Origin of the sequence: Cohnella sp. AR92 (assembly GCF_003990975.1) — a bacterium.
Classification (GTDB): Bacteria; Bacillota; Bacilli; order Paenibacillales; family Paenibacillaceae; genus Cohnella.
Map to the genome: position 1 here is coordinate 311538 of NZ_RZJR01000008.1, position 13487 is coordinate 325024.

The 13487-nt window shown below is 57.6% G+C and carries 9 protein-coding genes; 2 read left to right on the forward strand and 7 right to left on the reverse strand.

Annotated elements, in window-relative coordinates:
* Window positions 1–23: 23 nt before the first annotated feature.
* From ELR57_RS15370 to ELR57_RS15380, 3 genes are read right to left on the reverse strand one after another with little or no spacing between them, the layout of a single operon-like run.
* A complete protein-coding gene (locus ELR57_RS15370) occupies window positions 24–539 on the reverse strand; it encodes a YhjD family protein (RefSeq protein WP_126959976.1) in 516 nt (171 codons plus the stop codon).
* Entirely contained in the window at window positions 539–1798 is a 1260-nt protein-coding gene (locus ELR57_RS15375; protein WP_126959977.1) for a DNA polymerase IV, read from the reverse strand. The genes ELR57_RS15370 and ELR57_RS15375 overlap by 1 nt, the downstream gene beginning before the upstream one ends.
* Entirely contained in the window at window positions 1788–1988 is a 201-nt protein-coding gene (locus ELR57_RS15380) for a hypothetical protein (protein WP_126959978.1), read from the reverse strand. The genes ELR57_RS15375 and ELR57_RS15380 overlap by 11 nt, the downstream gene beginning before the upstream one ends.
* Before the next feature lie 265 nt (window positions 1989–2253).
* Here ELR57_RS15380 and ELR57_RS15385 point away from each other — a divergent pair, with 265 nt between their 5' ends.
* Complete coding sequence (locus ELR57_RS15385) at window positions 2254–2433, forward strand: hypothetical protein (protein WP_126959979.1); 180 nt, start codon at window positions 2254–2256, stop codon at window positions 2431–2433.
* A gap of 96 nt (window positions 2434–2529) precedes the next feature.
* On the opposite strand, the gene ELR57_RS15390 is transcribed toward ELR57_RS15385, so the two are convergent.
* Both ELR57_RS15390 and ELR57_RS15395 read right to left on the reverse strand, forming a co-directional pair.
* Entirely contained in the window at window positions 2530–4674 is a 2145-nt protein-coding gene (locus ELR57_RS15390; protein WP_126959980.1) for a penicillin-binding transpeptidase domain-containing protein, read from the reverse strand.
* A 412-nt stretch (window positions 4675–5086) separates the two neighbouring features.
* Complete coding sequence (locus ELR57_RS15395) at window positions 5087–5887, reverse strand: SDR family NAD(P)-dependent oxidoreductase (protein WP_126959981.1); 801 nt, start codon at window positions 5885–5887, stop codon at window positions 5087–5089.
* Window positions 5888–6134: 247 nt separating this feature from the next.
* Here ELR57_RS15395 and ELR57_RS15400 point away from each other — a divergent pair, with 247 nt between their 5' ends.
* A complete protein-coding gene (locus tag ELR57_RS15400) occupies window positions 6135–6989 on the forward strand; it encodes a helix-turn-helix transcriptional regulator (protein ID WP_126959982.1) in 855 nt (284 codons plus the stop codon).
* Window positions 6990–7154: 165 nt separating this feature from the next.
* Here ELR57_RS15400 and ELR57_RS15405 read toward each other — a convergent pair whose 3' ends face one another.
* Together ELR57_RS15405 and ELR57_RS15410 are read right to left on the reverse strand one after the other, a co-directional pair.
* On the reverse strand, window positions 7155–7427 hold the full coding sequence (locus ELR57_RS15405) for a hypothetical protein (protein ID WP_238162538.1): 273 nt from the start codon (window positions 7425–7427) through the stop codon (window positions 7155–7157).
* A 210-nt stretch (window positions 7428–7637) separates the two neighbouring features.
* Window positions 7638–13397 (reverse strand): carboxypeptidase regulatory-like domain-containing protein, encoded by a 5760-nt coding sequence (locus ELR57_RS15410; RefSeq protein ID WP_126959983.1) that lies wholly within the window; start codon window positions 13395–13397, stop codon window positions 7638–7640.
* Window positions 13398–13487: the final 90 nt, after the last annotated feature.

The following is a 13487-nucleotide window of genomic DNA, read 5'->3' on the forward strand; positions in this document are numbered from 1 at the left end:
CTCTTTGCATAGGAGAGGCCTCGTTATCGGCGTCCTTCGACCGGGGCCTCTTCCTTCTCCGCCGCCGGGCGGTTGTACTGGCCCAGCCATTGGTTGATCTCGCCGAAATACTTCGCGAAGCGCACGCTGATCTCCGCCCGCATGACCTCGCGGACTATCCCCAGCCGATCCTCGTACCCCCTGCAGATATAGCGGTGGTAGACGACCAGATCGACCTGCTCGTCGCCGACCACGCGAATCCTCCTTCGGCTCAGCTCCCGCCTCAGCTCATACATATCGCGATTGATCTGGTTCATGACCACCTGCGTCGCCGACAAATACAGCCGCTTCAGCAGGCTGGAGGAGTTCTGCATCTCCTCCATGTGCTTCTGCACCATGGTCAGCATATGAGGCAGGAGCACGTAATCCCGGATCATCTTCAATTCCTCCGGAGTCGTCTGTCCGGACGTTCTCGGCTCCTTCCGCGATTCGTATTGCTCCTGATGCTCGGTCAGCAGCATCTTGGACTTCCAGCGCTCGTTGCCGTCGAGTTTGCTCATTATTTATAATGTCCTCCGATCTGTTCCGCCCGCTCTCTGGCGACACCGGACTCCAGCAGCGAAGAGGCGCGCATGATCGCGCCGCTTCCGTAACGGTCCTTGATCGCATCCGTCGCCCTCTCTCGCCGATAAACGGCGGATCGATCCTCGAATAAGGTCAGCTGGAAAACGCTGTCGTCGGTCAGTTCGGTCAACGCTATGCTCAAATTGCTAAGCGGCAGGCCGCCCCAGTGCTGAACGAACAGCCTGCGGGCCGCATCCGCGATCTCGTGGGTCAGGGAGCTCGGCTGCGGAAGCGTCGTCTGGCGGCTGAACCAGGCGGTCCGCTCCCCGTCCGTCTCGGCGGCCGCCACCGACACGACGCGCCCCATATAGCCGTGGCGCCGGCTTCGCCGGCATACCTCCACGACCAGCTCCAGCAGCACGACCTCGATGTCCTCCAGCTTCCGGTACAGGCTGCTGCGAAGCGCCTTGCCGTGGCTGATCGATTGAAGCTTGCCCCGGATGCCCGTCACCACCGGGCTCGGGTCGATGCCCCTGGCCGTCTGCCAATAATATTCGGCCTGGATGTCGCTCTGCTTCTTCATCTCCCTTCGCATCTTCTGCTTGAAGACGCCAAGCTCCAGCTTCGCGATGTCGCCGATCCGGTTCAGCCCCATCCGGATAAAGTGCTTGGTCATCCGGGAGCCGACCATGAACATCTGGTTCACCGGCAGCGGCCACAGCTCCGTCTCCAGCTTGTCGTAAGGCAGCGCGAAAATGCCGTCGGGGCGTTTCTTCGCGAAGTTATCCGTTGCCATTTTGGCAAGTATCTTGGTCGGCCCGATGCCCACGCGCGACCACACCCCGGTGGACATCATGATATGAGTCTGGATGCGATGGGCGATCTCCTCCGGAGAGCCGTAATGCGAGAGCGAGCCCGTAATGTCCAGGAACTGTTCGTCGATGCTGTACGGCTCCACCTGGTCCGTCACCGATTCGAAGATCTCGGTAATGAGCAGCGAGATGGCGATATAGGTCTGCATCCTCGGACGGACCACGACCAGATCGGGACACTTGGCCAGCGCCTCGCCGACCCGCTCCGCCGTCGTCACTCCCCGGGACTTCGCGATCGGGCAGGCGGCCAGGATGATGCCCGACTTGCGGGCGGGATCCCCCACGGCGACCGGCTTGTCGCGCAGCTCCGGGCGGGCGGCTTTCTCGACGGAAGCGTAGAACGATTGCCCGTCGACCAAGAAGATCGTGCGTTCAGGAGGCATGGCCGGTCACCGGCTCGAGAGCCAGAATCCGTTCGGTGCGGAAGCGCCGCGGCTGCTGCCGGGCCACGTCCAGCGCGAGGATCGTCCCCGATTCGATATGGCGAATCAGGATCGTTCGCTTGCTGAACTGCCCCTTCCTGTCTTGATAGACGATCACGACCACCCGCCCGATATACTTGTCGATGGACATCGCCTTTCCCTCCTTGATTGTTCGGCATGGCGCCCCCCGTTCCCGAAGAGAAACCATGCGCGCTCAAAAGTAAGAACAAATTAAGAACACCTGTTCCTATATTATAACCAGAATGCATGTTCGTATTCAATGGGCAAAAAAAGGACGCTCGGAAGCCCTATGCTTCTCGCGTCCATGAATGATTCCTCAAAAAGCCATGTACGGGATCCCAAGTTCACGCTATAATAATCCCAAGTAAAATGCTATGAAATAGGAGGAATAGGTGATGATAAAATCTCTGCTCGCTAAATTATTCAAGGATACCTGCCCGGCCTGCGGCGAGGCGCTGATCTCTTCCCGCAACTCGATCGGCTGGACGAAAACCTGCCCCCAGAACCATTACAAAGAAGAAAGCTATGGCGTTCTGGGCGTCTATATTGTAACCAAGGGGAGCCCTCGTCATTGATCATTCTCCCCCTAGTCTTGCGCACATCCACCGAAACATCCATTCCCATTGCATGGCATAATTCAGAAAACGATAGTATCGGTTTATAACTTTATTTTATTGCTGCTTGGTTTGCTCGAAAATTCGTTTTACTTTTGGCGCCACATAGCCGCTCCCCCCGCGACCCTGTACGTTCTCGATCATCATGGAGATCAACAGTTGGGGGTTATCCGCGTCAAATCCGACGAACCAGCCGTTCTCCTGGCCTTGTGCGCCCTTGCTCGCTTTCAGCTCCGCGGTGCCCGTCTTGCCGGCGATCGAAGCTCCGGCAATATAAGCGCCATGCCCGACGCCTTCCGGACTTGTCACCGCCTTCACGAGATCGGCCTTGATGAGTTTCGCCGTTTCCGCCGACATCGCTTGCTCCTTCCACCGCTTTCCCGCATTAGCCGAATCCGCTTCCGACAGCTGCGGATAGGCGATATTACCGCCATTAACAAGCGCGGAGTAGGCGAAGGCGACATGCAGCGTCGTCATCTCCACCTGCCCTTGCCCGTAGCCGGAGTCGGCAAGCTGAATATCGCCGGAAGGCTCGCCTCCGCCGCCGGCAAGCTGCGAAGCGCTAAGCGGGTAGGCGAGCGGGAACGATTCGCCTATCCCGAATCGCGCCGCGCCTGCGACGAATTGCTTCTTGCCGATTGCCAGCGCCGTCTGGGCAAAGTAAATATTGTCAGAGTAGGTCAACGCCTTCGTTAGATCGACCGAATTCACGTCGTGCACCCGCTTCACGTAGTACTTCCCCCAGGAACTGTCTTTCTTCCATGTCAATCCGGAAATTTCCTTCGCTCCGTCCGGATCAAGCGCGCCGCTATCGAGTCCGATCGCTGCCGTTATGACCTTAAAGGACGAGCCCGGCGCATACGTCCGGGAGAAACGGTTCAGGAACGGATGCCGCGGATCTTCATTCCATTGTCGGTATTGTTCCTTGGACACGCCCTGTACGAAAGCGTTCGGATCGTATGACGGGCTGCTGAGCAGCGCCAGCACTTCGCCGGTCGCGGGCTGGATCGCCGCAACGGAAGCCGCATCGGCCTTTACTTCCTCATAGATCGCTTGCTGCAGCGCCGTATCGATCGTCAACTTGTACGTCACGCCGTTCCTGGCAACCTGCCCTGCGACCACGGATTTTCGTATGCCTGATCGATCAACGATAACGGCTTCTTTGCCTTGCGTGCCGCGCAATTGCGCCTCCAGCGTAAGCTCCAGTCCCGTCTTGCCGATCATATCGCCTGCCTTATAGCCTTGAGCTTCGTGCATCTTCAGCTCATCGGCGTTGATCTCCCCGATATATCCGATCAGATGAGCGGCCGCTTCGCCGAGTGGATAGCGCCGCACCATGACCTTCTGAGCCGCAACCCCCGGAAGCGCAACGAGTTCATCCCTCACCGCGTCATCGACCACTACGGCGATCGGAACGAACAGATCCGGCTTCACCCACGACGCCCCAAGCTTACGGTCGATATCCTGTACGGACATTCCCAGCTTCTTTGCCATCGATGCTTTGATCGTATCGGCCGAATCCCCAAGCTTGCTCGGTACGATGCCGAGCTGCGCCGCCTCGACGTTGACCGCAAGCGGATTGCCGTTGCGATCGACGATCTCGCCGCGTACCGCCGGGGTTTTCTCGACTCGCACCGTATCCCCTTCTTCCATGCCGGGGAAAATAAACGAAGGGTTCCAATCGATTAACCAGGACGTTACGCCGTCCTCTACCGTCTTTCTAACCCGGCCCTGATTGTCGAAAGAGATGGGACCTTCCGCCGTATCCATAGAAACGTGATACGAGAACCCCTTGACAGCGGTCCCCGTCCCCGTCAACGCCGTACCCTCCGAATCCGATCCGTCATCCGTCTGATGTCCGGTCGGAAGCGCCGTTACGACCAGATTGGACACCTCAAGCGCTTTGTAGATCGTCTGATAACGCTTGACGAACTGCTCTTCCGTCAGACTCTTCTTCACGAAAGGCGAAAGAAGCGCGTACATCCCCGCATAATCAAGCCGTTCCCACGCTGACAAATACGCGGTTACTCCCCCCGACGAATCCGTCACGGTCGAAGGATCCGAAGAAGGAACGCTAGTGGACGTTTCCGAAGCTGAAGGATCCGGGGACGATTTACCGAACAAATCGGAACAGCCTCCTAGCAGGAATGGGAGCAGCAGAACAATAATCGCCGCCAAGCGAACGCCGGATTGTCCTTTCAACTGGAACGCCCTCCTCGATATTTCAAAGTCGCAACTTATAAACGCTGCTTCTTGTTTATACCGCGATCAGGGGGCGATGTTTCTGATAACTGAAAATTTTGTTTGTTCATGAATAAGGCCTCTATTCCATTGTTGGAATTCATCCGAGGTCCGTCATTGATGAGCGAAAGATTGATGGGGGTATTTTCGCTTGCCTAATATGTAAGGATTTTCCTTTCGATCCCTTCTTTGAAGGGGAGATGATCACCAAATGACCGAACATATCTGTAACGGCAAGTTTGAGAGCCATCCTTAGCGGGATGGCTCTTTTGCAGAATACATGACTCGTTGGAATCACAGCCCTCGTTCATCCTGCCTGCCCCTCGGCGCTAAATCAAGAAACTGTTAGCCTATCCATGCCGCGGCCGAACCGCTATAAGTGCCTTTTTGGGTTTGACATGCGTTCCATAATCAAGGCCACCCTGCGCCTGCTAAAAAATCGGAGCATTCTAACTATAAAGTAATCGGTACGGCGATCGAGGATATAGCTGCGTCTCTGGTCAATCCCGCGAAATCCGGCCTGTACAACCTTTTCCGGGGTCGTGAACTTACGGCCCGCAGCCATGTCTTTACTGCCGACCGCATCGAAAAACCCTGTATCGGTTACACCCGGGCACAGCGCGAGCACACGAATGCCTCGCCCGCGCGTTTCCGCCCATAGCGCTTCAGAGAAGGACAATACAAATGCTTTGGTAGCCCCATAAACAGCCGTATAAGCACAAGGCATAAACGCGCCCAACGAAGCCACGTTGACGACGATTCCGTCCCCACGCCTCAGCATATCGGGCAAAAAACGATGCGTAAGATCGACAAGCGCAGCCGTGTTCAGCATAATCTCTTCCTGCTCGCGCTCCAGGTCTATTTCCTCGAAACGGCCGTAAGTACCGAAGCCTGCGTTGTTGATAAGAATATCGACCGACAAGCCAAGTTTGGAAATTTGTTCGGCCAGTTGACGCGAGGCGTCCGCTTTGGACAAATCGCAAGCCAGCGCATAAGCCTGCACGCCGTACTGGCGGTTGATTTCCCCAGACAATGCATCAAGTTTGTCCTTGGAGCGCGCTGCCAGCACGACATGGCAGCCTCGTGCCGCCAGTTCTTTGGCATACGCTTTCCCGATTCCGGATGAAGCGCCGGTGACTACAGCCAGCTTGTTTCTATAGGCATACTTGTTCAAGAAACAAAACCTCCTATCGACAGCACTTCTCTGTCGTGAATATCTTAATCGTACAGTCGGTAGAGGTTGTTAACCACATCATGTCTTTACTATTAGCGGGATTAACAGGCATCCGTTCTCGGTGAGGGTTCTGTCCTGTGGCAACAGACACTTTACAGAGATATAATGTTCGTGTACGAGGAGATATTAGTTAATTTTGTAAGTTACAATGTGTATTCTCGAATAGGATTAATGGGAGGTCACACATGTGAAAACGAATCATTCCTCATCCGCATTGGGTGAATTCATTAAATCACGCAGGGAACGGTTGCAACCCTCAATAGCGGGGATAAAGCCGCTTCCCGGACGAAGACGCACCCCGGGGCTTCGAAGAGAAGAGGTCTCCTATCTCGCTAATTTAAGCGTGACTTACTATACTTGGCTGGAGCAAGGCAGAGAGGTTAATCCTTCGCCGGAAGTTTTGCTAAATATCAGTAACGCGCTGAAGTTGGATGAAGACGAGCAAAAGCATCTGTTTGATCTGGCAAATGTAGACCCGGCGAGCGCAGGTGCAGTGCTAAATAACGAAAGATCAGATACCGGATTTTTGCAAACGATCGTTAATCAATTGCATTATCCTTCTTTCGTCACAGACGAAGGAACAGATGTTATCGCCTGGAATCGGGCAGCGGAACTGATTATAGCCGATTTCGGCAGTCTGCCGATAAGCGAACGGAATATGATGAGCCTAATGTTCTTTAATTCGGATTACCGACAAAGACTGGTAAATTGGGAGGAGTTTGCCCGATACACCACGGCGACGGTGCGGGCAAACATAGATCGTTATAAGGATAATCCTTTGTATATGGAACGGTTCGAACGTTTGAGGCTGGAAAGCGAGGAGTTTGTGCATTTCTGGGAGCTCTATGAAATCAAGCAAAGGCGGGTCGCAACTGCTTTATTTCGTCTTCCAGACGCACAGGAGATGGAGTTCGTGATCCATTCCGCTTCTGTAGTCGATAACGACCCTGGCCTGCACTGGTGTTTCTACGTACCGGTACCCGGGTCAGGCACCGAGGAAGGATTACTGCGTCTACTGGAGCGAGACATTAAGCGGTATTAGTATTACAGCAGGAACGAACGGGAAGCTGCGTTCCGTTCTCTGAAAACCTGGTTTCAGGACAGCCCCTGCCTTTGTTGGCTCTCCAAAAGCAATTGACGACTAAATCTCAACATCCACTTCAAAAAACTTGCCCTTATTTATGGTACGGTTCACCCATCCCCAACTTCAAGCTTTCAAATCCCCTACGTAATAAGCGAACACCGTATCCGCCGGCTTGAAATACAGGTACCCGTCATCCTCCCACGGCTGAAAATGCAGGTCCATGCGGGAGTCGTTCCAGTTCTCCGGCGTTCCCTTCGTGCGAAGGCGGCCCGGCACGACCGGCTCCTCGATCGTCTTCAGAAAAAGCTGATTGCGCCACTTGAACGCCGCGGCCGTCATCAGGTCGCCCTGCTCGACCAGCCGTCTCACAGACGCTCCTTCCGCCAGCGCAAGCAAGCCGGCCTCCTCCTGCCCGACAGCCCCGCCCTCTTCTATTGCATACGTTTTTTCGCCGCATGCTGCCCCCTCCAACCTAACGAATCCTCTCGCGCTTGAACGCTGACCCGCAAGTCAAGGCCGCCCCCGCGGTTCTCGGCCGAGAACCGTAGGGGCGGCCTATTCAGATATCAGCTGCAGCCGTCGATCAACCCTTGCAGGCAGATCCGCCTATTCCTCGCCTTCGTCCTCCAGGACGACGTCCAGAACGGTCGTTTGCCCCGCGATAATGATCGCAGTTCGATGCGCCGTCTGCTTCTCCGGGTAAGAGAAGGTCGCCGGAAGCTGTCCCGCAGGCAGATTGGATAAGGTATAACGTCCGCTCGCGTTGCTGACGGTAGAACGAAGGAACGTGAGCAGGGGCGCGGGAACCGGAGCCCCTCCTTGCCTTCTTCCGAAGCCGCTCCGGCTTCTGGATCTCGCCGCCAGCACGGCGGCCTTCTCCTCTTCCTGGAACAATTGAACGAGCGCGAGGTTAAGCGGCCGCCCGGACGTATCGCGAATCGTTCCCGTCAAGTTCCCGAATTCGACGGGCAGAAGGAAGTTAACCACCGCCGACATCCCGCTCGTCAAGTCCGCGCGATGAGAAGCCGAAGCATACGTCGGAGCCGTCGCCGTCACGAAGTAGACCCCTGGAGATAAGGACCGGAACGCATACAGTCCGTCCCCGTCGCTCGCGACCGTCTCGATGACCACGAGGTTCTCGGTTAGAACGGAGATGACGACGCCGGAGATCGGCGCTCCGGTCAGAGCGTTTCTCGTAATCCCGCTAATCGTTAGCGGGCTGGATCGAAGCTGCACGTTCAGGGAAGCTTGCTGACCGGGCGACAGGACAGAGGCCGCGTGGCCGAATTGATAATTCTGCGCGACGGCGATGATGTCCGTCTCGCTCTGCGAGCCGCTTCCGACGATGTAAAACCCCGAGCGGTCCGTCACTCCCTGCCCGACGATTATGCCATTGCGGTCAACGACGGACACGAGCGCATCAGGCAGAGGCTGGCCGGTCCGGATGTCCGTAACCATCCCCGATACGTTCGCGGTCGTTCGCCTCGCGCTGAGGTCGAGGCGGATCTGCTGCCCTCTGCCCGCGAAGAGGGACGACTGAACCGTATCGTAGCCGGTCGCCGACAGATTCAGCACGTAATTGCCTTCCAACAGCTCTTGGATGGAATAGAACCCGTTCTGATCCGACGTCGTTAAGCTCAGAGGCGCCGCGAAGCTGTTGAACGGGCGCAGGACAACGACCGCGTTCGCAAGCGGCTTGCCCGTGGAAGCGTCGGTGATGGTCCCGAACAGCGCGGCGGGAAGCGGCTGCAGCGCGAAGCTGTATTTGACGGAAGCGCCCGGGGTAATGGAGAAGCCTCCCTGACTGGCGGCGAAGCCCGACGCGATAGCGATGCACAGATAATCGCCGGGACGCAGCTCCGGATAGCTATACTGGCCGTTATTGTCCGTAAGAACGGTCGCGATCTGGACCTGGCTCCGGTTGAACAGCTTGACCTCGACGCCCGGAATCGCCGTTCCGTCGACCAGATTCGTCACAAAACCGAACACCTCGCCGGGATTCGGCTGCAGCGCGAAGTTCAAGACGATCGTCTCTCCCTCGGATGGATAAAGCGCCGCGGACTCTGCGCCGAAGCCGACGGCGGAAGCGAACAGCGTTAAGCGGCCGGCAGCGGAGAAGCGGAACGCATAGTCTCCGTTCTGATCGGAGAATACCGTCTCGATCGGGAACCCGGTTCTGCCGTTCTCGGAGATCAAAGCTCCTTCGATCGGCGCGCCGGTCGAAGCGTTCGTCACCTTGCCGGTAATCGTCACGCCGCCCCGCGCAAGGACAACGGTCACTTCCACGGTTTTCTCCTCGTTCACGTATACCGTCTGAGAGTTCGTGATAAATCCGGCGGAAGAGACGCTTACCAGGTAAGTGTCCAGGGGCAAATCAGGAATAAAGAAGCTGCCGCTCTCGTCCGTGAATAAGGAAAGATAGAGTGTCCCGGCTATCGTGAACAGCTTGATGAAGGAGCGGTTGCTGGCGATAGCGGCGCCGTCCTCCGACACGACCCTGCCTAGGATGGAGCCGAGCCGCCTAGCCAGCGCAATTGAGGCGCTCGTGATCTGATCGCTATCGACGGTTGCGCCGATCGCTCCGACGGCATAGCCTTCCGCGAACACCAGGATCGCATAAGAAGCCGGTCTTAGGTCGTTCACCAGAAATTCGCCGAATTCGTTCGTGGCTACGATGGCGACGACAAGCCCCGAAGCATCTGAGAGCCGGACGTTAATCTCGGCGCTGGCGATCGGCAAGCCTGTCGAAGCGTCCGTCACCAGACCGCTGATCCCGCCGGGATTGGCCCTCAGCTCGAAGTCGACTCCGGTCAGCCGCTGCCCCGGAGCCAATTGGACCGCGCCGATCTCGCTCGCGAAGCCGACCGCCGAGACGATCAGGCTTAGCGTCCCCGTCGGCAGGTTGCTGACGACATAGCGGCCGGCGATTTCGGATTGACCGGAGCCGACAATGACCTCGGTGTTGTTGACGACCTCAATCGTGGCGTTCGGAATCGGGACTCCTTCCTCCGAAGTAATCGTCCCTTCGATAGAGCCCGGCAGGGGATGAAGCGTAATAACCGCCTCCGAGCTGCCGCCCGCTTGAACGACGGCGCCGACCGGATCGGAGGAGAAGCCGTCCGCGCTGGCGACGACGACGTACGTTCCCGCCTTGAGGAAGGGGAACCGGAACCTCCCTCCTTGGAAGGTCGCAACCGATTGCAGAAGCACGTTATGAACGGAATAGAGCCGAATCTGAACGCCGTTCAGCGGAGGGACCACGCTTCCCGTCAGCTCCCCGGTTACCTGCTGCAAGGCGATATTCGTCTGAGTGACCGTATCGGCCACCACGATAGCGCCCACGACAAAATTCTCGAAGAGCGGAGCCGCGGCGATAACCGTATAGCTTCCCGGACGCAGGCCGTCCAGCCGATAGAAGCCGGCGCTGTCGCTAAGGGCGGTGTCCAGCGAGATCCCGCTCTGGGTCAAGACGTTGATAGAGGTTCCCGCTATGGGCGCTCCCGTATCCCGATCGGTGACGACGCCTTGTATCGAGCCGGGCAGCGGCAGCAGCCGAACGTTCGCGACCGTCGTCTCGCCGGGGATAACCTCCCTCGTGACCTGGTCCGACCGGAAGCCCGGGGCGAAGATGAAGATCAGATAGAAGCCGGGCGCCAGTTCGTCGCTCGTATAGCTCCCGTCCTCGCCCGCGAATACCAGCGACACTTGCGCTCCGGTGGAGTTGCGAATCTCCACCGATACGGTCACCCCGGCGATCGGCTCCGACAGGTCGTTCAGTACGACCCCGGCGATCCTTCCCGGACTGCGCAGCAGCACGAAATCCAGCTGTTCCCGCGTTCCCGCCGCAATCTCGACGACGCCGGTCACCGTCTGGAACTGAGGGAAGGACACATTGAGAATATAGAGGCCCGGCGGCAGATCGTCGACGATATAAAGTCCCTTGTCGTCCGAGACCGTCTGCGTGAGAAGCAAGGTCGAGGAGAGCCGATTCTGGCTCACGCGGACGAACGCTCCTTGCAGCACGGCTCCGGCTTCATCCTTGACCGTTCCGAAGACGCTTCCCGTCAGCGGGCTTAGCCTAAATTCCAGTTCGGTATTCTCTAGAGGCTGAACCAGAGCCCCGAGCGATTCCGTGGCGAAGCCGTCGGCTTGAACGGTGACAATGTAGAGCGATGGGTAAAGTCCTGTCACCGTGAAGACGCCGTCCTCCGCCGTCGCGCTCTGGACGATAACGACGTTGTTGTAGGACACCGTGACCAGCGCGTTGTCAATTGGAAGACCGGCTTCCGTGAAAACCGTTCCGCTGATGGAACCGGAGAGCGGCGTCAGGGAGAGGACGATGAAAGTATCCTGACCGGAGACGATCTGAACGCTTAACGACCGATTCGCGAAGCCGGGTTCGTTCACGATAACCAGGTAAGGGCCGGGGCTAATCGAAGCGATGGCGAACTCGCCGTTCGCGTCCGTCGAAGCCTGGCTGAGGACGAACCCGCTAAGGTCCTGCAGGCTGACGGAGACGCCCGGAAGCGGATTTCCGTTCGCCTCCTGCAGCACCTGCCCGGATAAGCTTCCAGGCGCCGGCTTCAGGATAAAATTCACCGTGACCGCCTCTCCCGGACCGGCTCGAACGGACTTGACCGCTCCGCTAAAGCCGGGCGCCGACGCGCGAACGAGATAAGCGACTTGCGGGACGAGCTGATTCAACGAATAACGGCCGTTCGAATCGGTCTGCACCTCGAACTGCATGATGGCCTGCTCATTCGTGAGCGTGACGACGGCTCCGGCGATCGGCTGGCCGCCCGCGGTCGTGACGAGGCCGTTCACTTCTCCGGGCTCGGGAACCAGCGCAATATTCAACTGCTCAGTCGATCCAGGCGCAAGGTCAAGGACGACCGAATGCTGCTGGAATCCTTCCGCGCCCGCCAGCACGCGGAGCAGCTCGGCGGACAGCCCGGCAATGGAATAAGAACCATTCGAATCCGTCGTTGCCTCCCCCGCCGGAAGGCCGACCGCATTCAGGAAACGTACCGTCGCCCCCGCGATCGGCAACCCGTCCAGCGCCGACAAGACGGTGCCGAACACGGACGCCGGTTCCGGTACGAGCAGGACGTTCACCTCAAGACTCTGATTCGCCCCAATAACGATGGGAATAAGCTGAGTCTGGAACAACGCATGGGTGAATTGCAGCGTATAGCTCCCGGGAGGGATGCCAGATAACCCGTAGCCGCCTTCGGACGTCGACACTCCTTGCGGGCTGCCGGGGGGAAGCAGCTCGACAAGCACGCCGCTCAGAGGAAGCCCGTTGTTCTTGTTCTGGATGAGGCCGGATACGCTCCCCACAGCCTGAACTTGAACCTGCTGCTGTCCTGTCAACTGAGGCAGCGAATTGCCGGTGAGTAGATCGATCCCGTTCACCGAATAGAAATAAAGAGTCCGGGAAAGGGATTCCGAGAAAATAAGAGTGATAGTCGCCTTAAGAGTCGCCATTGCGCCGTTCGGCAGGTTGCCGATATTCCAGCTTAACGTTCGGGAGGAGGCGTTATAATTAGCGTTCCCGACGGTCGCGCCGGAGATCGAGACGCTCTGGATTTGCCCTTCCGGAAAGGCAAGCGCAGCGGATACCGTCGAGGCTCCGCTGGAACCCATGTTGCTTACCTCAAAGCTAATCTGAAGCGCGGCGACTTCGCCGGTGAACAAAGCGGCCGGAGGGTCGATAATCATTGCGGAGGCTTGAAGCTCGGCCCGTGCGTTGGCTTGGTTTAAGGTAAGAACGTCGGAGAAGGGCAAAGAATCGCGGTCGAACCCGCGCGTCGTAGAGGAGGTGAAGAACAGAAACCGGAGAGGAGACCTCGCATTGATGGCGAGCTGACTGAACAGCGTTCCGGTATCGATGGAAAAATCAAGAAAATAGTTCGGTGTCCCTCCAAACGAGGAGCCGTCTTCCGTGAGACGAGCCCTCGCGAGGTCGAAGTTGTTGATCGGCCGGTGAAAATTCGGGAAGCCGTTGCCGTCCGAGCCTTCCGGCAGGTCGGCCAGCGGATTCGCGCCTTGAACGCTGTTGCGGATGAGCGCGATCCAGCTGCTGCCTCCGAGAACGGCCAGCATCCACTCGTAGGCGGACGAGTTGTTGTCGGTATCGATCAGCACTCCCCAAACATCGTTCTGGAAGCTCGTATTGGAGCGAGGATCTCCGCGAAGACGGATGCGAAAATAAGCATTTTTGCCGTCAAAAGCATAGTAGGCTGGCGGGAACTGCGGATCTCCAACAATATCGGAATAGGCCGGCGAAACGTCGTTCGCCGGATCCGAAGGAATCGCCCCCGCCACGCGGATAGGAACAAACTGAACACTCGATGGAACAGCCACCGGATGACCTCCCTCAACAGCCGACTTTTTAAGCAACTATTAGGAAGGTATGACGTGCTCTGATCGCCTATGTACGTTGACTGCGAACGG

Coding starts and splice junctions, on each gene's coding strand:
- ELR57_RS15370 (WP_126959976.1), bottom strand. CDS start 539: ATGAGCAAACTCGACGGCAACGAGCGCTGGAAGTCCAAGATGCTGCTG.
- ELR57_RS15375 (WP_126959977.1), bottom strand. CDS start 1,798: ATGCCTCCTGAACGCACGATCTTCTTGGTCGACGGGCAATCGTTCTAC.
- ELR57_RS15380 (WP_126959978.1), bottom strand. CDS start 1,988: ATGTCCATCGACAAGTATATCGGGCGGGTGGTCGTGATCGTCTATCAA.
- ELR57_RS15385 (WP_126959979.1), top strand. CDS start 2,254: ATGATAAAATCTCTGCTCGCTAAATTATTCAAGGATACCTGCCCGGCC.